Source organism: Magnetospira thiophila (assembly GCF_054657015.1).
In genome coordinates this window covers 1,970,897-1,991,860 of the sequence record NZ_BAAHXF010000001.1, presented here as the reverse complement: position 1 = coordinate 1,991,860, position 20,964 = coordinate 1,970,897, and the positions used below count along the sequence as shown (strand labels likewise).

Sequence of the window (20,964 nt, the reverse complement as noted above, 5' to 3'; positions counted from 1 at the left end):
CATGAACGAGGCGCTAGACGATCCGGTGGTCGGTCCGCCGGTGGTGGCGCATATCGCCTCGGCCATCTATCGGGCGGCAGGCCATGCCAAGGGCTTCACCATCTTTATCGACGAGGCGGCGAAGCTGTTGCAGAACGACGGCTTCCGCAATCTGGCCATGGAGATGTTCCGCGAGTACCGCAAGCTCAACGGCTCGGTCGGTCTGGCCTTCCAGGACCCGGCGGCCTTGTTCAAGTCGCCGGGGGCAGACGCCTTCATCGAGAACACCTCGACCTTTTTGTTCCTGCCCAACAGTCAGGCCAGCGAAGCCTCGTTGCGCCCATTCAAGCTGAACGACGAACAGATCGCCTTCGTCTGCGGCGATGGGGAAGAGCGGCGTCCGGGCGAGCGGCGGGCCTTGGTGATCAAGCGTGACGCGGCCAGTGGCTTCGACGAGAGCGCCATCATCGACGTGGACCTGCGGCCCCTGGGCGCGGCGCTGCGCTTCTATCAGGCCGGACCGGACGCCAACCGGCGACTGGCGGCCCTTCAGGCACAATGGGGGGCGGCATGGCCGGATCATCTGTGACCCACTGGACCCTGAAGCGGGACCTGGCCTTGGTCGGTCTGCGCCGCAAGGGCAAGAGCAACCGGGAGATCGCGCTCAAGCTCAAGATCGCCCCCGCGACGGTGAGCCATCGGTTGTCCTTCCTCGGGGTGAGGGGCTGGGACGACGGCTACTTCGAGCTGCTGGTGGAATGGATCGGAGAAGTTGAACGACGGGCAAAAAAGACCCTGCCGCTACTGTTGCTGCTCGCCGTCGCCAGTCCGGCGCGGGCTGAATATCCGGTCATCGACACCACGGCCATCGGCAAGCTGACCGACCAGCTGAGCAAAATGCAGCAGCAGATCGACAAGCTCACCGAGCTGTCGAAGAAGGCTCAGGAACAGCTCAACGCCCTCGGCAAGATGGGACAGATCACCCTGCCGCTGATCAATCTGGCCAAGGTCGGGCGCGACCTGCGGCAGGATGCCCAATGTCTGGTGCCCGATCTGAGCAAGCTCATGCCCTCGGTCGAGTTTGAGGACATGGACTTCACCTCCATCTGCGAGGCCGGAGACGCCTATCGGCAAACCCTGTGGATTGATCCCAAGACGATCACCGCCAAACCCTGGGAGGACCAGGAAAAGGCGCGCAAGGCGGTGGAGGTGCGGCGCGACAACATGATCGTTGATGCGGCCTCCAAGGGCCTGGGTCAGGGCGACGTGGCAGCGCAAGGAGCGGAAGCCCTGAACAAGGCGGCGGGCGAACTGGAGACGGCGGCCGACGCGGCCAAGGATCAGAATGACCGGCTGGCGGTCATCGCCAAGGGGCAGGTGCTGATGGCCCGGGCCATGGCGCAACAGACGCAGATCCTGGCGCAGTTGCTGAAGGTGCAGTCGGCCTACGTGATGAAAGCCGGGGTGCCGCTGGACAGCCGTTTGGCCGGGGACGGAGAGGAGAAGGACGAATGAGAGCCATAGATTGCTTCACCTGCGAGATCGTCACCGAATACGTCAATCTGGCCAATCAATTCACGCAGGATTTGAGTGCGGTTCTGGTCGATCCGATGCAATTGCTCTTTCTGTCGTTGGTCGGTCTGTGGGTGGTGATTCACGGTCTCAAGATGATCCTCGGGCAGGCCGATCTCGCAGCCTTTGGTAAGGAGTTCGTCTTCGTATTTATAGCATGGATTTTGCTGACGGGCCAGGGTCCGGGGCTGGTCAACAACATCTATCAGGCCTCTTTGTCGGTGATGGGATCGGCCGCGAGCGTCGCCCTGTCGGTCGGCGAAGCGGGGCAATCCTCAGTGCAACCGAGTGGCCTTGCAGGCATGACGGCCCTGGTGGAGAAAGCCGAGACCGGGATCATGCAGGTGCTCGGCCTGGCCGGTCAACTGGCCCGCAAGACCTCGCTCACCAACACCCTGCCGATCTTCTATGCCATCGCGCTGGTCGTTCCGTACTTCCTGCTGCTCATCGTCTACTTCAGCCAGGTGGTGGTGTCGATCTTCCGGATCATGATGCTGGCCACCTTCAGTCCCTATCTGATGCTGGGCTTTGGCTTCGGCTGGGGGCGCGGCATGGCGGTCAGCGGCATGCGTACTTTGATCTCGTCGTTCATGGTCCTGTTTGCATCGACCGCCGCCCTGGCCGTGGTCATGTACGGCACGACGGCACTCAATGTCGGCGATCCGGTCACCTTCGACCAGGAAGACCTGTCGATGAACAACACGGCGTTGCTGCTGGCCATGGCCCTGGGCTGGATGGGCACCGCCTTTATGACCGAAGCCACCGGCCTCGCCAACTCCATCTCCGGATCGGCCCTCACCAACACGGCGGCAGGAGTCCTGACGGCGGGGATCGCTGGCACGGCCTTCTCGTTCGCCAAGAAGGGCCTCGTCGCCATGCCGGGCGGACCTGCGGCGATGGTTCTCGGGAAGGCGGCCAGTGGTGCCGCTCAGGCCACCGGCTGGACCGCCGGGGCCGCAAGCCATCCCATCGCGGCCTTTGAGCAGGTCTCGACCCGCGCCGCTGAAATCTTGAACCGGGTCCGCAACATCAACGCAAAGCCATGAAGGAGTTGACCGTCATGAGGAATGTTCTGCTGGTGCTTTTGCTGCTGCTCCTGGCCGTCGTTGGATTGGGCGGCTGTGCCGTCACCCCACAGGTGGAAATGCCGACCAACGAGGGTTCCGGGGCCGACGAGATGCGCCAAAGCCCTTGTGCCTGCCTGCCCCTCCAGTTCGACGGAAGAGGCTTCAAATGGATGAGTTGACCCCCCTGGACGAGAACCGGACGGTGAGCCATGCGGCGGTGTTCCGGGCCGATCCGTACAGCTTCGGGGTGGCCCATCGGCGTCTGGCCTGGCTGCTGCGCCTGAGCGTGGCGATGAACGTCGCGCTGCTGGGCGGGTTGTCGGTGACGGTCAGCGCCTTCGCCCATCTGTTGCCCTTGAAGACCACCGAGATTGCCCTGGTGCGCACCGATCCGGACGACAACCGGTTGTACCGCATCGAGCCGGTGGAACGAACGGTGCAGGGGCTGGACGTGCTGCTGGAGAACATGGCCCGGCGCTATGTGCGGATGCTGCTGGAGATCGACACGGTGACCCAGACGGAGCGCTTTCGTCAGGCCTTCACCATGACCGACCGGGCGTTCTACGAGCGCTTCCGCCGCGAGCGTATCGACAGCGGCGCGGTGCAGGATGCCCTCGACGCCCGGCTGACCCGTTCGATCACCGTGGAAAGCCTGGACCGCATCGATTCCTTCGGCGGCACCTACAAGTATGCGGTGGACCTGGTGCAGACCGACCACAAGGACGGGGCGGAGATCGAGCGCAAGAAGCTGCGGGCCTATCTGAACCTGACCCTGCGTCCGCAGACCGTGCGCGCGGCGGACAAATACGAAAACCCTCTGGGCATCACCGTGCTCGACCTGGTTCTCAAGGAAAGGGCCAACTCATGAATAATATTGTATTCAGTCGGCGCAACGGAACGGCCCTTCTTCTTTTACTGTCGTTGACCCCCCTGACCTCCGCCGTGGCGCAGACGCCGTTCCCCAACGGCGGGCCACAGCGTCCGGTGCCGGAGTCCGCTGTGGCGCAAGCCAAGCGGCAAGCCGACGGGGACTATGGCGAGCTGCTGCGGTTGAGCGTCGGCGGTCAGATCCAGGCGGCCTGGGACCGGGCCGACGAGACCGCCGGGGTCTATCGCACCCTGGTCTGTGCCGACTGTACTTATAGGGTGCGGTTGCGCGAACGCATGGTGACGGTGATCGAACTGCCGGAGGGTGAGAAGATCGAACGTGCCGACCTGGGCGATCCGGCGGCGTTCAAGGTCACCCTGCGCGGCCCGCGTCGTCTGTCGGTGATGCCCGCCGGGTTCGGCCTGGACAGCAACATGGTGGTGCATGGCCGTTCCGGCGCGTTGTATCCCTTCTATCTGCGGGCCGAAGGGTTCAATGCCGATACCCTGCCCGATCTGGTGGTGCGCATCGAGGGGGCGGTCGATGCGCCGCCGATCATCGCCCCGGCAGGCAAAACCGATATTCAAACCCTGGAGCTGCCGCCCCCAGGCACATCGGCGGCCTCAGATCTGTCCGATACCCCGGCGGAACCGCTGCCCGACGACTTTGTGGAGACGGTGCCCTTCGATCCGGACAAGCTGCGCGGTTGGGGCGATTACGAACTCTCGGGCAGTGACGATCTGAAGCCGGAGACGGTGTTCCGGGACGATGTGTTCACCTACGTCCGTTTCGGGGAACGCTGGCGGGATCTGGAACTGCCCACCGCCTATGTGGTGGTGGACGGGCTGGACGAACTGGTCAACACCCGGGTTCGGGGGACCACCTACATTATCGAGAGCACCCAGCCGCTGATCACCCTCAAGTCCGGCACCCGGTTCCTGTGCATTCGTTATAGCGGAGGGGCGTGATGGGTTTGTTCTGCGAAGCGGCCCTGGCCCTCGGCCTGACCCTCGGTGGCCTGTGCCAGACGGCGACGGTGGAAGGCGCGCCGCCGTTGCCCGATGGCGACGAGGCGGCCTGGACCTTCAATGCCCCACCGCCGCCGCCGGTGCCGCAGCCGCAAAAGCCGCCCGCCTTCCCGCCGGTGGTGCTCACCCGGGTGATCAACAATGCGGCCCCGCCACCGCCTCCGGCCCCGATCCCGCGTCCGCTGGTCGTCGCGCCGCGTCCCGATCCCTATCGGATTGCCCTGCAAACCGCGCTGGCCCATCCGGCGATGTTCGACGGCGACGGCCTGATCGACGGGGCCTTGCCCGGACCCAAAACCCCGCAACTAGCCCGCCTGACGCCCGGCATGGAAGGTGGGGCAATGCCCGGGGAGCCGGAAGGTTATGGGGCAGAGCGACGGCTCTCCGGTCCGCCGGTGGACAACGCCCGCATCCTGGCGGCCGACCGCTACATCAGCGGCGTGCTGGAGACCGGCATCAACAGTCAGCTCGACAGCAAGGAGGGGGGCGAGGCGATCATCCAGACCAGCCGCGACGTGTTCGGCTATCACGGTCGCAACGTGTTGATCCCCAAGGGCTCGCGGTTGATCTGCGATTACGAGAGCCCGAAGCAGGTGGGCAGCACCCGGCTGTCCCTGACCTGCAAGCGGGTGCTCATGGCCGGGCACCGGGCGGAAATCCTCGAACTGGCGGCCCCGGTGGGCGACCAGCAGGGGCGGGCCGGAATCACCGGCGAGGTGGACAACCGCTTCTGGGAAAAATACGGCACGGCCATCCTGATCTCGGCAATCTCGGCCACCGTGCGGTTGGCCAGCGCCCTGGCCGACAAGGGGGACGCCACCTCCTCGGTCGGCGCGGTCACCGGCGAGGGGGCGCAGGAACTGTCAGAGAAGTTCGGCGAGATCACCGCATCTGTTTTGGAACAAACGGTCAATCTGGTGCCCATCGTGACCATTGCCCAGGGGACGCGGGTGCAGATCCGGCCCGCCCACGATTGGTACATCCGCAAACCCGGACAAGGAGACGGAACATGAAGACGCAAGCCCTGATCCTGGCGCTGGCCGTTGCCGCGCTGCTCGCCGCCCTGGCGGCCCCTGCGGCGGAGACGCCCGATCCAGCCGCCGAAGACGATCCGGCGATGATCGCCACCCTGGCCGCCAAGGTGAATATTCTGACCCGCGCCGCGCGGCTGACCGAGATCCCCGAGGGCGAGCCGCTGCCGCTCGATCTCAGCCTGCTCACCGTGCCGGGGGCATCGCCGGACCTGACCCGGGGCGTCACCGCCAAGGCCTACGCCCGTTATGTGACGGTGGAAGACAAGCGCATCGGGCAGGTGGTGCTGGTCGGGGTGGAGAAGGACGGGCGGCGGGAGGCGTTGGACTCCAACCTGTTCTCGGCCCAGTTCGAACTGGACGATCCGCGACTGCAACCGGCGGCCCCGGTCACCGTGCAGGGGGACGGGGCGAGTCTGATCGAGGCCCTGAAGCGGCTGGCCGAACATCCGGCAGAAACGCCAACGCAAGAAGAGCCCGCCGTTATCGCCTCCACCGACGACGGGGCCAAACCGGCCGGAAGCAATGCTACGGCCAACGATCCGGCGGCGGCCTACAAGACCCCTGATCCGGTGCAATTGGCCGACGCCCCCACCGAGACGGTGAGTGTGGTCACCGAGGGTTGCCCGGTGCGCATCGACATCGAGCAACTGCGGGCCATTCAGCAATCCAAGACGGTGACGGCGACCGGCGGCGTGGTCGCCTCGGAAACCCCCTGCACCGACGGGGCGGAGGGCTTCACCCTGCAACGCAGCTATTCGGTCTGTTCCGATCTGGTGGACATGGAGGCGCGCACGGCGACGGCGCAGTATCTCTTATATTATGTGGACGCGGGCGGGGCGCGTCAGGAGGTCACCGAATGCGCAGCGGACAGCGATCAACTGTTCCCCATTGTCGAGACCTTCACCGCCTGCACCCTGTTGCTCGATTATCAGGCGCAACAGGCGGTGCCCCAGTCGGCCCTGATCTATCGGGATTCCAACAACGCCGACGTGCAGGTGCGGGGCTGCCAGGCCTCCGAGACCAAGGCCCCCGTGCCCATGGTGCGGACCACCAACGGCTGCTCGATCCGCCACGACTACGCGGGCGGCACCTCCTATCAGCAGGGCACCTGGACCTATGCTCTCGACGGCATCACCTATCAGGCGGGCGGCTGCACCGACACCGGCGTCGAATATGTCCATGAACAAATCTACGAGGGATCGGACGGGCAATATGTCTGTTCGCCGATTGTCGATCTGGACGGCGGCACGGTGACCCTGCAAAGCCGGTTGCGGATCAACGTGGATGGGGTGAAGCAGTATATCACCGAATGCGCCCCGGACACCTCGGGGGCGTTGCCCATCGCCACGACCACCGGGGGCTGCGACAACCCGGCGACCTGGGAACACGACCTGACCGCCGGGGTCAGCTATGGCGAGGAGCGCTTCTACTACCTGCACAACGGGGTGCCCGTCTATGTCACCGGCTGTCAGGCCTCGGCGGCGGTCTATGCCCATCAGGTGGAGACCGCCGGTTGGCAGAACCATGACGACCAACTGTTCGCCTATGCCCTGAGCACGGTCTATATCACGCCGCCCAGCGGGCGCTACGACATCAAGACCGCCGAAGTGCTCCAGGGGGCAACCCAGATGCCATTCGAACTGACCGGCACCGACACCCTGCCCAACGGGCAATGGGAATATGCGGGCTGCGATGCCTTGCAGTTGACCGACCTGGTGGAGATCTGGCGGCGGCCGGACGGCACCGACTACGAGAAGGCCATTGGGGCCGGGGTGCCGACCGGGCCGACCGACGTCTGTGTCGATACGGTCACCGCGTCGGGGGCCTACAGCACGGGGTACGCATACTTTCAGGTGGGTGGATTTTGCACGATATTTCCCAATGGTGAATATGAAAATCACCCACGCTTTTCTGCCGCTTACTACTATGGGACGGTCAATAGGGTATCACGAAGCAAGAGCTGGCCGGGATTGTTCAGACAGTTTTTGGCGTTGGATAAGTGGAGCCTCTGCCGGTTGCCGTGTTGTATCGCCGATGCGGGGCCTCACGCAGGGAGGGCGTAGCCCGACTGGAGTGGGGCCCCGCATCGGCAGTGAACGTCATGCTGCCACCGCCTGGGGCTGGTTGTCAAAGTAGATCCTATCCGGCGGCACCCGACCGAGGCTCGAATGTGGCCTCTTGCCATTGTAGAAGTCAAAATAGCGGCCGAGCGAGGTCCGCGCCTCGCCAACGCTGTCGTAGGCCCGAAGATAGACCTCCTCGTACTTCACCGAGCGCCACAGCCGTTCGACAAAGACGTTATCCCGCCAAGCTCCTTTGCCATCCATGCTGAGGGCGATGCCGTTGTCCAGCAGCAGGCCGGTGAATGGGGCACTGGTGAACTGGCTGCCTTGGTCGGTGTTGAAGATCTCCGGCTTGCCATACTTGGCCAGCGCGTCTTCGACCGCTTCCAGACAGAAATCCACGGTCATGGTGATCGACACCCGCCAAGACAGAACCCGGCGGCTGCACCAGTCGAGCACCACACAGAGATAGACGAACCCCCGCGCCATGGGGATGTAGGTAATGTCCATCGCCCATACCTGATTGGGACGCAGGATGGGTAGGCCGCGCAGCAGGTACGGATAGATCTTGTGTCCCGCTGCTGGTTTTGACGTGTTTGGTCGCCGGTACAAGGCCTCGATCCCCATGCGCCGCATCAGCGTGATGACATGATCGCGGCCGATCTCAACGCCCTCGTTGCGCAGGAAATCGCGCAGCATCCGGCTGCCTGCGAACGGAAAGTCCAGGTGCAATGCGTCGATCCGACGCATGATGGCCAGATCGGCGGCAGACACCGGTCGGGGCTGGTAATAGAGGCTGGCGCGACTAAGCCGCAGCACCTCCGCCTGCCGTTTCAGCGGCAGGGCATGGTCACGGTCGATCATCGCTTTACGCTCAACATGCCGGCCTTGTCGAGCGCACCGGCCAAAAAATCATTCTCCAACGTCAATTGGCCGATCTTGGCATGCAACTCCTTCAGATCAACCGGCACCGTCGCCTGGGATCGGCTCGCGCCGAAAACCCCCGATGCCCCCTCCAGCAATTGCCCTCGCCAGGTCGTGATCTGGTTCGGATGCACATCAAACTGCTGCGCCAACTCGGCCAGCGTCTTGTCTCCCTTGATCGCCGCCAAAGCCACCTTCGCCTTGAAAGCCGCTGTGTGGTTCCGCCGTGTACGCTTCGTCATGGTTCCTCCCGATCAACGGCATCATCGCCGCTCTCAGGCAGAAAATCCACTTAACCCCCTGTCTGAATTTCCCAGGCCACCTCTGTCAACTTGGATGCGCTTCATGCATCATTCCTTCAAAAAACCTATTCAATTATCTCTGAATCGGTTCGGTTCCTTGGGTCAAAATGTTTAGATATGCATCGTAAACAAAGGTCTGGTCGCGCTTCCGTCCCGAGGTTTCCCGAAGAATTCCAAGATCGACAAGATGGTAGATGGATTTTCTAACCGTCGGTGCTGAAATTCCCAATTGGCGGGATCCGGCTGCAACGCTAATAAGCGGCTTTCTTTGCGTAAGTTGGTGCACACGCAAGGCAGATGCTGCTGGCCGCCCCAAATCTTCTATCTTGGCTTGGTCGCGCTCGAATAGGCTAATGATCTCACGTGCAGTGCTGGATGCTTGGATTGAAGTTTCAGCGATCCCTTCGAGAAAAAAAGCCAACCACTTTTCCCAATCGCCGGCCTCCCGAACAACTTGAAGCATGTCGTAATAGAGGCGTCGATGAGTTTTGAAAAATAGGCTTAGATAAAGGATCGGGTCGCTGATTATCCCCTCCATGCATAACAGAAGGGTAATAAGCAGTCTTCCCAGCCGACCGTTTCCGTCCAGGAATGGATGGATCGTTTCAAATTGAACGTGCACAAGCCCGGCTTTTATGAGGGCTGGTATCTCGGGTGTGTCTGCATGGATGAACTTCTCCAGGTCAGACATGCAGTCCAAAACCATCTCTGGTGGGGGCGGAACAAAGAAGGCGTTTCCTGGCCGGGTTCCCCCAATCCAATTTTGAGATCGCCGAAACTCGCCGGGTAGTTTCGTGCTTCCGCGACTGCCAGAAAGCAGGATTTCGTGAATCTCTCGGATCAAACGCAAGGAAAACGGAAAGCCCTCCCTGATACGTGAAAGCCCATGTGTCATCGCGGCGACGTAATTTGAGACTTCCTGGACGTCATCAATCGGCACACCAGGAACTTCCTTGTCTTCGAACAGCAACAAGTCGGACAGGGACGATTGGGTGCCTTCGATTTGTGACGAGAGCAGGGCCTCTTTGCGGACATACATGTATAGAAAAAGCGGCGTGTCAGGCAAAACTGAGGCGATACCATTGAGCTGTCCGATGGCTCGGTTGGCCGCGTCATGAAGTCCGTGCAATTTCTCCATATTGATTGGAGGCCTCGGGGGAAGGCCCGGCGGTACGAAGGCGGACACCCTTTCACCGGCGACCGTTGTCGTAATGAGCTGTCCCAATCGCGTCTGTTCGCGCTTAAGAGGCATCTTGCGCGGAAATCCTTTCTTTGGCATTCCATTAAAGAAAGGATAGCTCAATTAACTTTCTTTGTCATGTCCCTTACGAAAGGATTGGGATAGGCTTTCAGAGCTGTTCGACGGTCTGGGGAAGTGGAGCGATTAACGGATGGGTCAAGTCAGATTGGGAGTTCTGCCCGCATCCAAAAAGCGGCAGAAGTCGGCCGCCGGTTGCACAGCGATTGGCTTTGGGGGCGTGGCACTCCTCACGAGGCGTTAGCGGGCGCCACGATCAACGCATCAATCCTATCCGCAACCGACTGAGCGGCGCGCAGCAGCTGTTCGAACGTCCAGTCCGCTGCATACCCCTCGGTTACGTCTTGTGGGCGGGCATGGTTGACCAGGCGTTTGGTTAGGCTGGTGGCGAGGCCGATGTCGCGCTCGGCGATGGTGATGAAATTGTTGCGAAGGGCGTGAAACCAAAATTTCGTACCTGCCCCTTTGGTGATGGTCGGGTAGACGTGGTGAATGTCTTCATGGTGGCCGGATTTGGTTTCGCTGTTCGGAAACACCCAGCCGGTCTCGTTGTCCTTTTTGCGCCGCTCAAAAACATCGGCTAGTTGCCGGGTGATCGGCAGGCGGAGCGGTTCCCCGGTTTTGGTTTCCTCGACGATCAACTCGCTGTCGCTGATGTCCGACCATTTAAGCCAAAGGACCTCTCGCAAGCGCATTCCCGTGTACAGCCCAGCCGAAATGGCGTCGCGGATGACGCCGTTTTGAACAGCCTCAAATCCCTTTTGCCATTTTGGCAGGATGTCCGCCGGGGTGTCGATTTTGCGCCGGGGCTTTTTGTTGAAGCGCCCGCCACCGGCCTGCCAGATCTCCACCGGGTTGCGGAGCGCTTCATCTTCAGCGCAGGGACTGCGATAGACGGAGCGGAGCAGGGACATGACCCGGTTTGCCGGGGTCGGGCCATGCTGGCGGGAAATCGAATTGAAACGGTCCTGGATATCGCTGCGAGTGATCGAACTTATCGGCTTATTCTGCCAGTCGCCCAGATAACGATCCATCTCATAACGATAGAGCGCGTCGGTGCGCGGTTTGCGGTTCGGGTTGGCGGCCATGTAGTTTTCAAAAATATCGCCGAGGGTCGGCATGGCGCGGCGTTCCTGACGCGCGCTCGACGGGTCCTTCCCTCCGGCGGCGGCGCCGAGAATTTCCTGGGCCCTTTGCCGCGCTTTGGCCGGTGATATCGTTCCGTGCCGTCCGATCACCATGCGTCGGTTGGGAGCCTTTCGCCCACCGCCATCGGCCCGATAGTTGACCAAATATGACATGGAGCCGCTCGGCATCACCTTGACACCAAATCCGGTCAATTTGCTGTCCCAGATGATGCGCGGTTTCTCGCTCGGCCTGATCTTGTCCAATGACCGGTTGGATATCTCGATCCTCTCCGCCGCAACGCGCTTGCCCATAACCATGATCTCCCGACATAATAGTCAACACGAAAGTCAACACCGTTTTGCCAAAATCATAGATTTCCTGCTATCGTAAGGCAAGAGGAGATAAAGAACAAATATCTATAACTTATTGAAAAAATGCAAGAAAGATATGAGCATCAATGGGTTAGCGGACATATAATCGTTAGTCTCATAACCTGAAGGTCATAGGTTCAAATCCTATCCCCGCAACCACCGACGGTAAAACCCCTGCTGCTAACGCGGCGGGGGTTTTGCGATTGGGGGTCTGGCCGGCGCAAAGGGCCAGGATCTCGGCCATGGCGCCGTGGATCTCCAGCATATGGTCGTCCGGCCAGGCCGGGTTGGGAACGACGACGATCTTGTCGATCATGGAGCGGATCAGGTCGAAGGCTTCGGAGCGAATGGCCGGGTCGTTGAGGGCCTCGGTGAGGTGGGCGATCTTGTCGTGGAAAAGATCGGACAGGTCCGGCAGCATGGGGAGCAGATCTTTGTCCTCGGGTTCGGCCTTTGTCAGCTTGCCCTGCAGGTCGGCCTTGCGGGCTTCCAGGTTGGTCATGCGGTCCTTCATGGAGGGGTTATACATACCGTCCTCAATGGCCCGGATGATCTGGTTGATTTGTGAGATCACGGTGTTCAACTGCTTTTGGTTGGCTCGACGTTGCGCATGGCGCTGCTTGTCGGATTTGAGGACTTCTTCTCGGAAGGCTTTGATGAACTCGGAAACCAGTTCGGGGGCCAACAGGCGGTGCTGCAGGCCATCAAATATTCTGGCCTCGGCTTGGAGCCGGTCGACGGTTCGGTCATTGGGGCAGGTGCCTTTGGATCGGTGCGTGTTGCAGCCGTAGCTGTCCTTGCCGGAGATGGTATAGGGATGGCCGCAATGATGGCAGAGCAGCAATCCCGACAGCAGGTACTTCTTACGGTGCGCCCGGTTCAGGGCGTTGCCCAGTTCGTCACGCCCCATGGCCCGATGAACCTTTGTCTGGCGGGCCTTGACCCGTTCCCAGAGATCTTGCCCGATGATGCGCAGATGAGGGACGTCGGTTACCTGCCAGTCCTCCGGCGGGTTGGGCCGGGCGACACGTTTGCCGGTCGCGGGATCTTTGATATAGGAACAGCGGTTCCACTCCAGGCGTCCCACGTAGAGGCTGTTGTTGAGCAGTCCAGTGCCCCTGTCCACTTGGCCGCGAATGGTCGTATCGCCCCAGGGGCGTCCGCCGGGGCCGGGGATCTGCTTATCGTTCAAGGTCCGGGCAATGACGCGGGGACTCTCGCCGGCGGCGTAGGCGGTGAAAATGTGACGGATGATCTCTGCTTCTTCCTCAATGATCTCCCTGTCTCCGGCTTCGACGCCGGGCTTGACCCGGTAGCCATAGGCCAGACCACCAGCAGCACGACCCTTGTTGATGCGACCGGACTGGCCGCGCTTGGTCTTCAGTGCCAGATCCTTGATGCGCATTCCGATGAAACCGGCCACTGATTCCGACGGAAAGCGGCCACCCATTCCGATCCAAAACGGCCACTTTATCCTGGGCTCGTTTTTGGCGGCGTGATCGACGCCGTTGGGTAATTTGTTGATGTCATTTTCCTTAGGTCTGGTCAATGGTTTTGGCGGCCATGGTCTTTCGCATTGAGGGTCCGTCGAGATCGAGCCTGTGGGCGTTGTGGACGATACGATCGAGGATGGCGTCGGCGAAGGTGGGCTCGCCGATGACGTCGTGCCACTTATCGACGGGCAGTTGGCTGGTGATCAGGATCGAGGCGTTTTGGTAACGCTCTTCGACGATTTCCATAAGATCGCGGCGCTGATCAGCGTTGAGTTTTTCCGGGCCCCAATCGTCGAGGATCAGCACGTTTGGTTTTGTCAGGGCGCGAAACAAACGCGGGTAACGGCCATCGGCGCGACCCATTTCCAATTCGGAGAACATTCGGGGCAGGCGTTTGTAGAGGACGGAATAATCATCTCTGCAAGCTTTTTGACCCAAGGCGCAAGCGAGCCATGATTTGCCGATACCGCATGGACCCGTAATGATCAGGTTCTGTTTTTGGGCGATCCATTTCCCCTGGGCCAGTTGCTGGAACAGGGATTTATCGAGACGCCTGGGGCTGCGGTAATCGACGTTCTCGACTGAGGCCCCGGCGTGGCGCAGGCGGGCGTTTCTTAAACGGTAGGTCAATCGGCGGTCGTCACGGACGGCTTCTTCACGATCAAGAAGCAGAGCCAGCCATTGATCATGAGCCAGATCTTCGGCTTGGGGGTTGTCTCTGAGGTCGGCGAAGGCCTGAGCCATACCGGTCAGCTTGAGGAGCTTCAGTTGGTCGTGAGTGGGGTGTTGCAACATGGTTGTTTTCCTCCTTAATGAAAATATCCGGAACCCCGGATTGTCAACGCCGGACTAAAAAGGGGCCATTTGACCGGAGCAAAAAGGGGCCACTTTTTCTGATGGCGGGCGTCGTGGTGCAGGTTGTCCCGGTCGTCCATAGGAGGGACCCGTTCGGCTTCGTGTAGCGCTTTGCGTTACGCGAAGCGAAGCCGGGCGGGAGGTGCCTGTGGGCGCACGGGGGCAACCTTGGTCTGGGAGGTCGACCCGGGGCTGTAAAATTAGGTTTCTGCGGGTTTCCGGCGTTTTTGACTTTGCTTGAGGCGGAAGCTCTCGCCGTTCATCTCCAGAATATGGACATGGTGGGTGAGGCGGTCGAGCAGAGCTCCGGTCAGGCGCTCGGAACCGAAGATCTCGGTCCATTCGTCGAACGGCAGGTTGGATGTGATGATCACCGAGCCGCGCTCATAGCATTGGGAGATGGTCTCAAACAGCAGTTCGGCCCCGGTCTTGGATAAGGGTACGAAGCCCAGTGCGTCGATGATCAGCAGGTTTTGACCGGCGAGTTGTTTTTGCAGGCGCAGAAGTCTGCGCTCATCGCTGGCTTCCATCAGTTCGTGGACCAGGGCGCTGGCGGTGATGAAGCGCACCTTCAATCCCTTTTGGCATGCCGCCAGGCCGAGGCCCAGGGCGATATGGGTTTTGCCGGTGCCGCTGGGACCCAGCGCGATGATATTCTCACGATCCTCAATGTACTGGCATCGAGCCAGTTCCATCACCAGGGGCTTATTGAGCGAGGCCATGGCCTTGAAGTCGAAGTTGTCGAGGCTTTTGACCGCGGGGAACCGGGCGGCCTTGATCCTTCGTTCGATCATACGCCGCTCCCGTTCGATCAACTCAAGCTCGACGAGGCGGAGCAGGAATTCCACATGGTTTTTGTTCTCGGCGGCGCTCTGCTTGGCCAGTTTGTCGTATTCGGCAAGGAAAGTGGGCAGACGCAGCTTCTTGAGGTGATGATGGAGCAGAATCTGAGGGCTGTCACTCATGCCGCCTTCTCCGCCAGGAGGTTCATATAGGCGGCGGGCCTTGTCGTCTCCACGGTGGCGCTGGGCAGGTAGGGATAGATATCCAGGTCCAGTTTGGGTGGCCGCTCCTCGATCCGGCAGAGGAGCAGGTGTTTGACGGCGTCATAGCCGATGGCGCCCATGGCCAGCGCCTGTTTGACGGCACCATGGACGTCGTCCCTCTCGAAGTCTTCCATCAGACGCAGAACCTGGACGTACTCCCGCTTGCCCTTCTTGCCCATGCGGGCCTCCAGCAGCCGATGCAGGGTGGTGAATTCGTCCGGCAGGTTCCAGCCTTTCAGGGGCGCCGCTTGATCAAGGGCACCGACCTTCTTCTCCAACAGCGGCAGAAAGTGCATCGGGTCAAAAACCATGTCGCCCTTGTCATAGGAACGCCGGTGGCGGGCGATGACATCGCTGCCGCAGCCGATAACCACCCGATCCACATAGCCGCGCACCAGCACCTCATGATGGGCATAGGCCACCGGCACCGAGTAATCGTTCCCCCGATAGCGCACCATGGAGACGGAGCTGGCCCGGCTGCTCACTTGTTGGCAAGCGTCATAGGGGGTGACGGGCAGTTCCATCAAGGCGTCCAGATCGCGCATCAGGCGTTCCCCGATGGTCTCGCCATGACCGCGAAGTTTATCCTCCTGGCGCTTCAGACATTGTTCCTCGAGAGAGGCGTTCAGGGCATCGAAACTCTCGAACCGTGGAATGGGAACCATGAAGTTGCGCCGCCCATAGCCGACCAGTCCTTCCACATCGCCCTTGTCGTTACCCTTGCCTGGGCGCCCGAACCTGTCTTTGAATAGATAGTGCGATTGCAGCCGGGTGAAGATCTGGGTACGAACCCGTTCCCCATTCTTCAAAATCCTGGCCACGGCAATCTTGGTGTTGTCATAAAGAATAGAGCGGGGAACGCCGCCGAAAAAGGCGAAGGCCGAGACATGGCCGTCACAGAACGCCTCGCTGGTCTCTTGCGGGTAGGCCTTGAGAAAACAGGCGTCTGAGTGCGGCAGATCCAAAGCGAAAAAATGTACTTTGAGCTTGATCCCGGCGATGACCGCCCAGGCTTCGCCGAAGTCCACCTGAGCATGGCCCGGATCGTGGGCCAGGGGCACAAAAACCTCCTTCGTCCGCCGTTTGCGCTCGCGAATATAGTCGGTGACGATGGTGATGCCGCCACCAAAACCATGCTCATCGCGCAGACGCTCGAAAATCCGCCGACAGGTATGGCGCTGCTTTTTCGGCTGATCCCGGTCGTCGTCCAAGATCCGATCAATAACACTGATAAAGGGATCAAGCTTGGGCCGTTTCGCCGGCTGGTCCCGCCGATAGCCCGGCGGCGTCGAATGCTGGAGCATCTTGGCTACCGTCTTGCGGTCAATCCCAAACCGCCGCGACGCTTCGCGCTGGCTCAGACCGTCGTGATGACAAGCCAAGCGCACCCGCCTGTATAGGTCCACGTGATACATCTCCCCGCCTTCCGCTCCAAACGAACAAAAGACGTTAAAATGGCGGAATTTTAGTCCGCGACAGTCAGATCATCCGACCGTTTCCGTGGCCCACTTTGGCACCGGGATTTACACATCGCAGTCCCAGACCAGGCTTGCCCCCAGCTCGGCCCGCGCCTCGCGGGGGTCGATCAACCGGGACAGCCGCTGTTTGTGCGCAAGCTGATTCGGCAACAGGTTCTCGGCGGGCAGGGTGAATAACCGCTGCTCCCCAACATCGAGCGCGCCAAAGCGCAATTGCCGCCGCCCGGACGCGGGCGCGGATCGGGAATCGTCGCGAAACACCGGAGAAGGCATACCAACCTCACCGGGGCGCGGCGCGGACGAAAAAGCGCGCACGATTCCGTTCGGCGAATCGCGTCCGCCGTTGACAAAATCGCCGATGTCCGCTAATCAATCTTCAGCCATGAATGATTGATTAGGCGGTTGCCCGGGACACCGGCAGCCGCTTTTTCTTTGCCTGGATTCGCAGGTTTATGTTCTGTCCGCGATACACCCCTTGATTTTGGGCTTGCGCCTCTCCTGCAAAAACCCTTAGAATCTAAGGGCTCTTGGGAATCTAAGGGGAAAAGTTTTGGCGGAGAGACGGGGATTCGAACCCCGGTGAAGTTGCCCTCAACACGCTTTCCAAGCGTGCGCCTTAAGCCACTCGGCCATCTCTCCGCAAAGAAGGGCCGCAAACTAACCCATGTGTTGGCGGGCCGCAACGGTTTTTGGAAGATGTTGCTTTGAGCCCGAGAGTTCCGGCACTATCGGTCGGTCGATGCCCTTTCACGCTGCCCGCGGATGGTCCATGTATATTCCCTTTCTCTTCGGTCTGCTGCTGTGCGGATTGGCCGTGATGCTGGCCGGCATGGAGACCATTTCGCGGGCCTATTCGGAAATGCACAGCATTCTGATTCCAGCCTCGGAGCTGTGGCGGTTCTATGATGCTCCGTCGCTGATTGCCTTTCGCGAATCCTTGCCGCTGGGGGTCTGGGCCGACTATCTGGGGCCGCTGCTTCAGGCCCCGGCCTGGCTGCTGCTGGGCGGGCCGGGGTTGATTCTGGTCTGGGTGTTTCGCAATCGCCATCCGGCCGGTCTGGAGGAACTGGAGCATTCGCTGTTTCTGTTCGACCGACTGGCCGAGGAGGCGGAAAAGGGGGATCACGAAATTGCCGATGATTTTGACGGCGCACAGACCTCGGACGAGCCGATGACACTCACCCCCGCCGACCGGGTTTCGAGGGAGGATTCGCCTGAAAAACCGTGACGGATTGGCTTGCCACTTACTCGTGCACCGCATATGGTTCCGCCGGACAATGTTCCGTTTTGTTTTTTGCCATCGACAGGATTCGACCCATGCCGTTCATCGCTTCCCGCCTGAGCCTCATCAAGCCCTCGCCGACCATCGCCGTATCCACCAAGGCCTCCGAATTGAAGGCCGCCGGGGTGGATGTCATCGGATTGGGTGCCGGAGAGCCGGATTTCGATACGCCGGATCATGTGAAAGAGGCCGCCGTGGCCGCCATCGCCGCGGGCAAGACCAAATACACTCCGCCCCAGGGCACCCTGGAGCTGCGCAAGGCGATCTGTGACAAGCATCAGCGGGATAACGGGCTGACCTATACCCCCGACATGGTGCATGTGGGCTGCGGGGGCAAGCAGACCATCTACAACGCCATCGTGGCGACCGTGGAGGCGGGCGACGAAGTGATCATTCCGGCGCCCTATTGGGTGTCCTACCCGGATATCACCCTGCTGGCCGAGGGCAAGCCGGTGTTTGTCGCCTGCACCGCCGATAACCAGTTCAAGATGACCCCGGCGGAGCTGGAAGCCGCGATCACCCCCAAGACCAAGTGGCTGATTCTCAACTCGCCCTCCAACCCCACCGGCGGGGCCTATTCCGCCGCCGAGTTGAAGGCCCTGGGCGAGGTGTTGAAAAAGCATCCGCAGGTCTGGGTGATGACCGACGACATGTATGAGCATCTGGTCTATGACGGCTTCGAATTCGCTACCATCGCCCAAGTGGTGCCGGAACTGTTCGAACGTACCCTGACCCTGAACGGCGTCTCCAAGGCCTGGGCCATGACCGGCTGGCGGGTGGGCTGGGCCTGTGGTCCGCTGTCGATCATCAAGGCCATGAACATGATCTCGTCGCAGAGCACCACCCATACCAGTTCCATTTCCCAGGCCGCTTCGGTGGCCGCCCTCAATGGGCCGATGGATTTTCTGGTGCCGCGCAACGAGGCCTTCAAGCGGCGCCGCGATTTGGTGGTGGCGATGCTCAACGACTGCGAGGGCGTGTCCTGCCTGACCCCGGAAGGGGCCTTCTATGTCTATCCGTCCATTGCCGGCTGCATGGGCAAGACGGCTCCCAACGGCAGCAAGATCGAGACCGACAGCGATTTCGTCACCGCGTTGTTGGAAGCCGAAGGCGTCGCCGCCGTGCAGGGAGAGGCGTTTGGCCTGTCGCCCCATTTCCGGGTCTCCTACGCCACCTCCGACGAAAATCTCAAGGAAGCCTGCACCCGAATCAAACGATTCTGCGCCGCCTTGAAGTGACTTTCGAGGACCGCCCCTTCCCGCAGGGGGGAGGGGCGGTTTTTCTTGGCTAAATATGTATAGTGTCCCCGTTATATAGAAGGAACAGAGTGGACGGGCGCGCGGTGCCGGATTGATAGAGCTGAGACGGTTTATATTAGGCGGCAGTGGGGGTGATTTTTAGCCTATCCTTTGACCGGAATTCACGGAGTGCGGCTCAGGAATTGCCTGCTCCAACAAAGCGGACATTCGACTTCCGCTCAACAATCACCACTTTGGCGCATCTCGACGCCGGAAAGCAGGGGTCGTCCACCCCATCACCGTAATCACAGAAATCCACTGCAATCCCAGACCAGGAACGCTCGGGCGGGCGGCGGTGAAAGCCGAAGTGGGATGAATCTGGGAGCCACAGGTTCGAATCCTGTCGGGCGCACCATGCCTTACCTAGGACATGGGCAGGGTGAAACAGAATCGGCTCCCCTGCGTGGTTTCGGGGTCGAGCCAGATGCGTCCCCCGTGGCGTTCGACGATTTTCTTGCACAGGGCAAGACCGACGCCGGTGCCGTCATATTTGTCGCGACCGTGCAGGCGACGGAACAACTGGAAGATTTCCGATTCGAACTTGTGTTCAATGCCGATGCCGTTGTCTTTAACCGAGAATTCCCATTCATGACCAAAGGGACGGGCGGAGATGTGGATCTCCGGCGGGCGTTCGAGATCGCAGTATTTGAGGGAATTGCTGATCAGGTTGTCGAACAGACGGACCATCTGGCTTTTATCCGCTGTGACCATCGGCAACTTGTCCAGGGTGATCCGGGCCGAGGTTTCCATGATCCGAAACTGCAAGTCGTCCTGGGCGACCTGCACGATTTCATTCATATCCAGCGGTTCAAGAACGGTTTCGGCCCGATTGATGCGTGAAAAAGTCAGCAGGCCCTGGATCAGGTCATGCATGCGGGTGGCTCCGGCAACCGCGAAGTCGATGTATTCATCGGCCTCGCTGTCCAGTTTGTTGCGGTATCTACGCTGGAGTAACTGCACGAAACTGCCCACCGTGCGCAGGGGTTCCTGGAGGTCATGGGAGGCGGCGTAGGCGAAGGCCTCCCATTCCTTGTTGGAATGGGTAAGATCCCGGTTCAGGCGTTCCAAATCATGGGCATGTCGATCCAGCTTGGTGATAATCGGGGTGGTCAGGCGACGTGCCAGATAGAAGGCCAGCAGGGTGAAAGCGATGACCAGCAAGCTTCCCAAAAGGCCCCAGCGGATGTACGGGGCGCGTATTTCGCTCATGTCGATCTTGGCGACCATGCCCACATCCAATTCGGTGACCGGGGTATAGGCCGCCAGCACCAACTCCCGTCTGTAGTCGAGGCCGATCATCGTGCCCGACTGACCAGCCAATGCCCGCCGCATGGGCTCGGCCAATTGGGAGATCAACGGTACTGAATCAGGAATGCGGCCCTGCGTATGGCGCTGAGGAATGACAAAGGTAATCAAGCTGCCGTTGCGTCGCCCAAGGACGAATTCGCCCGTATGGCCCAGGGCGGCCTTCTCCAACTTCGCATCAAGAATTTGCGACAGAGTCAGTTCTTTAGGTGTCAGATGTTCGTCTGCATTTTGCAGTCGATCAAAGCGGGCCACGGCATTCATCAAGCGAACATTCGCCTGCACTACCTCAAGCAGCCACTGCTGCTGCTGGGCAACGGCGGTCTGGTACGATCCCCAGGACAGCGCGACTGCCACCGCAACCACCAAGACCACCATCACCAGGGCGGCGAACCAAAGGCGCTTAATGTCTGACAACGTCCCGGATTCCATTAAATGCGCCTATCCATTGGCAATACATAGAATATTATTACTTTAGCAGGCTGCGGAAAAACGCGGAAGGTCGGCCCCTTTCCCCATCGGTCGGTGCCATTCAGTGGCCTCGGCGAGGGGGTGCGGGCCGCTTTTGCGGCCGGTTTCCCCGGACTCTGCCGATTTGAGGCAGAGTCCGGGT

The 20,964-nt window shown here is 60.6% G+C and carries 19 protein-coding genes, 1 tRNA gene and 2 pseudogenes; 11 read left to right on the top strand and 11 right to left on the bottom strand.

Annotated elements, in window-relative coordinates:
- The 8 genes and pseudogenes from ACYQ1P_RS09600 to ACYQ1P_RS09565 all read left to right on the top strand — a co-directional run.
- Nucleotides 1–568 (top strand): annotated as a pseudogene (locus ACYQ1P_RS09600) (type IV secretion system protein VirB4); the annotation flags it as partial.
- Nucleotides 550–1,494, top strand: a complete 945-nt coding sequence (locus ACYQ1P_RS09595) for a hypothetical protein (RefSeq protein ID WP_460020107.1) — start codon at nt 550–552, stop codon at nt 1,492–1,494. The pseudogene ACYQ1P_RS09600 and the gene ACYQ1P_RS09595, both read left to right, overlap by 19 nt.
- Nucleotides 1,491–2,597 (top strand): TrbL/VirB6 family protein, encoded by a 1,107-nt coding sequence (locus tag ACYQ1P_RS09590; protein WP_460020106.1) that lies wholly within the window; start codon nt 1,491–1,493, stop codon nt 2,595–2,597. Before ACYQ1P_RS09595 ends, ACYQ1P_RS09590 begins: the two co-directional genes overlap by 4 nt.
- Nucleotides 2,598–2,611: 14 nt before the next feature.
- Nucleotides 2,612–2,797 (top strand): hypothetical protein, encoded by a 186-nt coding sequence (locus ACYQ1P_RS09585; RefSeq protein WP_460018330.1) that lies wholly within the window; start codon nt 2,612–2,614, stop codon nt 2,795–2,797.
- Nucleotides 2,785–3,486, top strand: a complete 702-nt coding sequence (locus tag ACYQ1P_RS09580; RefSeq protein WP_460020105.1) for a VirB8/TrbF family protein — start codon at nt 2,785–2,787, stop codon at nt 3,484–3,486. Before ACYQ1P_RS09585 ends, ACYQ1P_RS09580 begins: the two co-directional genes overlap by 13 nt.
- On the top strand, nt 3,483–4,454 hold the full coding sequence (locus ACYQ1P_RS09575; protein ID WP_460020104.1) for a TrbG/VirB9 family P-type conjugative transfer protein: 972 nt from the start codon (nt 3,483–3,485) through the stop codon (nt 4,452–4,454). Before ACYQ1P_RS09580 ends, ACYQ1P_RS09575 begins: the two co-directional genes overlap by 4 nt.
- Nucleotides 4,454–5,527, top strand: coding sequence for a TraB/TrbI/VirB10 family type IV secretion system protein (locus ACYQ1P_RS09570; protein WP_460020103.1), 1,074 nt, complete (start codon nt 4,454–4,456; stop codon nt 5,525–5,527). The genes ACYQ1P_RS09575 and ACYQ1P_RS09570 overlap by 1 nt, the downstream gene beginning before the upstream one ends.
- Nucleotides 5,524–7,611, top strand: coding sequence for a hypothetical protein (locus tag ACYQ1P_RS09565; RefSeq protein WP_460020102.1), 2,088 nt, complete (start codon nt 5,524–5,526; stop codon nt 7,609–7,611). The genes ACYQ1P_RS09570 and ACYQ1P_RS09565 overlap by 4 nt, the downstream gene beginning before the upstream one ends.
- Before the next feature lie 36 nt (nt 7,612–7,647).
- Here ACYQ1P_RS09565 and ACYQ1P_RS09560 read toward each other — a convergent pair.
- From ACYQ1P_RS09560 to ACYQ1P_RS09545, 4 genes and pseudogenes are all read right to left on the bottom strand, one after another.
- Nucleotides 7,648–8,777, bottom strand: a protein-coding gene (locus ACYQ1P_RS09560) for an IS3 family transposase (protein ID WP_460018929.1) whose coding sequence is annotated in 2 segments (ribosomal slippage) — nt 7,648–8,516 and nt 8,516–8,777 — 1,131 coding nt in all. Because the reading frame shifts where the segments join, the coding sequence is not laid out codon by codon here.
- A 133-nt stretch (nt 8,778–8,910) separates the two neighbouring features.
- Nucleotides 8,911–10,140, bottom strand: coding sequence for a Fic family protein (locus ACYQ1P_RS09555; RefSeq protein WP_460020101.1), 1,230 nt, complete (start codon nt 10,138–10,140; stop codon nt 8,911–8,913).
- Nucleotides 10,141–10,325: 185 nt separating this feature from the next.
- Nucleotides 10,326–11,216, bottom strand: a complete 891-nt coding sequence (locus tag ACYQ1P_RS09550) for a tyrosine-type recombinase/integrase (protein ID WP_460020149.1) — start codon at nt 11,214–11,216, stop codon at nt 10,326–10,328.
- Nucleotides 11,217–11,285: 69 nt separating this feature from the next.
- Nucleotides 11,286–11,435: pseudogene (locus ACYQ1P_RS09545) on the bottom strand (Arm DNA-binding domain-containing protein); the annotation flags it as partial.
- Between ACYQ1P_RS09545 and ACYQ1P_RS09540 the strand changes: the two are divergent.
- The gene (locus ACYQ1P_RS09540; protein ID WP_460020152.1) at nt 11,395–11,613 is read left to right on the top strand and encodes a hypothetical protein; all 219 of its coding nucleotides are present in this window, start codon (nt 11,395–11,397) and stop codon (nt 11,611–11,613) included. The pseudogene ACYQ1P_RS09545 and the gene ACYQ1P_RS09540 sit on opposite strands and share 41 nt — an antisense overlap.
- 96 nt (nt 11,614–11,709) lie before the next feature.
- Here the strand turns inward: ACYQ1P_RS09540 and ACYQ1P_RS09535 are convergent, their stop codons facing one another.
- The 6 genes from ACYQ1P_RS09535 to ACYQ1P_RS09510 form a co-directional block, all read right to left on the bottom strand.
- Nucleotides 11,710–13,017, bottom strand: coding sequence for a recombinase family protein (locus tag ACYQ1P_RS09535; protein ID WP_460020100.1), 1,308 nt, complete (start codon nt 13,015–13,017; stop codon nt 11,710–11,712).
- Nucleotides 13,018–13,129: 112 nt separating this feature from the next.
- The gene (istB, locus tag ACYQ1P_RS09530) at nt 13,130–13,882 is read right to left on the bottom strand and encodes an IS21-like element helper ATPase IstB (protein ID WP_460019056.1); all 753 of its coding nucleotides are present in this window, start codon (nt 13,880–13,882) and stop codon (nt 13,130–13,132) included.
- Between the two features lie 260 nt (nt 13,883–14,142).
- On the bottom strand, nt 14,143–14,907 hold the full coding sequence (istB, locus tag ACYQ1P_RS09525) for an IS21-like element helper ATPase IstB (protein WP_460019926.1): 765 nt from the start codon (nt 14,905–14,907) through the stop codon (nt 14,143–14,145).
- The gene (gene istA, locus ACYQ1P_RS09520; protein ID WP_460019925.1) at nt 14,904–16,403 is read right to left on the bottom strand and encodes an IS21 family transposase; all 1,500 of its coding nucleotides are present in this window, start codon (nt 16,401–16,403) and stop codon (nt 14,904–14,906) included. Before istA ends, istB (ACYQ1P_RS09525) begins: the two co-directional genes overlap by 4 nt.
- Nucleotides 16,404–16,511: 108 nt before the next feature.
- Nucleotides 16,512–16,739 carry a hypothetical protein gene (locus ACYQ1P_RS09515; protein WP_460020099.1) on the bottom strand — a complete coding sequence of 76 codons (228 nt, stop codon included), beginning with the start codon at nt 16,737–16,739 and terminating at the stop codon, nt 16,512–16,514.
- Nucleotides 16,740–17,017: 278 nt separating this feature from the next.
- A tRNA-Ser gene (locus ACYQ1P_RS09510) sits at nt 17,018–17,105 on the bottom strand.
- 130 nt (nt 17,106–17,235) lie between these two features.
- Between ACYQ1P_RS09510 and ACYQ1P_RS09505 the strand changes: the two genes are divergently transcribed.
- Together ACYQ1P_RS09505 and ACYQ1P_RS09500 are read left to right on the top strand one after the other, a co-directional pair.
- The gene (locus ACYQ1P_RS09505; protein ID WP_460020098.1) at nt 17,236–17,694 is read left to right on the top strand and encodes a hypothetical protein; all 459 of its coding nucleotides are present in this window, start codon (nt 17,236–17,238) and stop codon (nt 17,692–17,694) included.
- A gap of 89 nt (nt 17,695–17,783) precedes the next feature.
- A complete protein-coding gene (locus ACYQ1P_RS09500; RefSeq protein WP_460020097.1) occupies nt 17,784–18,986 on the top strand; it encodes a pyridoxal phosphate-dependent aminotransferase in 1,203 nt (400 codons plus the stop codon).
- A 423-nt stretch (nt 18,987–19,409) separates the two neighbouring features.
- Here ACYQ1P_RS09500 and ACYQ1P_RS09495 read toward each other — a convergent pair whose 3' ends face one another.
- The gene (locus ACYQ1P_RS09495) at nt 19,410–20,768 is read right to left on the bottom strand and encodes a sensor histidine kinase (RefSeq protein ID WP_460020096.1); all 1,359 of its coding nucleotides are present in this window, start codon (nt 20,766–20,768) and stop codon (nt 19,410–19,412) included.
- Between the last annotated feature and the right edge of the window lie 196 nt (nt 20,769–20,964).

Bases quoted from the DNA above. Each gene is read 5' to 3' on its own strand.
- ACYQ1P_RS09595 (WP_460020107.1), top strand. From the start codon at position 550: ATGGCCGGATCATCTGTGACCCACTGGACCCTGAAGCGGGACCTGGCC.
- ACYQ1P_RS09590 (WP_460020106.1), top strand. From the start codon at position 1,491: ATGAGAGCCATAGATTGCTTCACCTGCGAGATCGTCACCGAATACGTC.
- ACYQ1P_RS09585 (WP_460018330.1), top strand. From the start codon at position 2,612: ATGAGGAATGTTCTGCTGGTGCTTTTGCTGCTGCTCCTGGCCGTCGTT.
- ACYQ1P_RS09580 (WP_460020105.1), top strand. From the start codon at position 2,785: ATGGATGAGTTGACCCCCCTGGACGAGAACCGGACGGTGAGCCATGCG.
- ACYQ1P_RS09575 (WP_460020104.1), top strand. From the start codon at position 3,483: ATGAATAATATTGTATTCAGTCGGCGCAACGGAACGGCCCTTCTTCTT.
- ACYQ1P_RS09570 (WP_460020103.1), top strand. From the start codon at position 4,454: ATGGGTTTGTTCTGCGAAGCGGCCCTGGCCCTCGGCCTGACCCTCGGT.
- ACYQ1P_RS09565 (WP_460020102.1), top strand. From the start codon at position 5,524: ATGAAGACGCAAGCCCTGATCCTGGCGCTGGCCGTTGCCGCGCTGCTC.
- ACYQ1P_RS09550 (WP_460020149.1), bottom strand. From the start codon at position 11,216: ATGCCGACCCTCGGCGATATTTTTGAAAACTACATGGCCGCCAACCCG.
- ACYQ1P_RS09540 (WP_460020152.1), top strand. From the start codon at position 11,395: ATGGAGCCGCTCGGCATCACCTTGACACCAAATCCGGTCAATTTGCTG.
- istB (WP_460019056.1), bottom strand. From the start codon at position 13,882: ATGTTGCAACACCCCACTCACGACCAACTGAAGCTCCTCAAGCTGACC.
- istB (WP_460019926.1), bottom strand. From the start codon at position 14,907: ATGAGTGACAGCCCTCAGATTCTGCTCCATCATCACCTCAAGAAGCTG.
- istA (WP_460019925.1), bottom strand. From the start codon at position 16,403: ATGTATCACGTGGACCTATACAGGCGGGTGCGCTTGGCTTGTCATCAC.
- ACYQ1P_RS09515 (WP_460020099.1), bottom strand. From the start codon at position 16,739: ATGCCTTCTCCGGTGTTTCGCGACGATTCCCGATCCGCGCCCGCGTCC.
- ACYQ1P_RS09505 (WP_460020098.1), top strand. From the start codon at position 17,236: ATGTATATTCCCTTTCTCTTCGGTCTGCTGCTGTGCGGATTGGCCGTG.
- ACYQ1P_RS09500 (WP_460020097.1), top strand. From the start codon at position 17,784: ATGCCGTTCATCGCTTCCCGCCTGAGCCTCATCAAGCCCTCGCCGACC.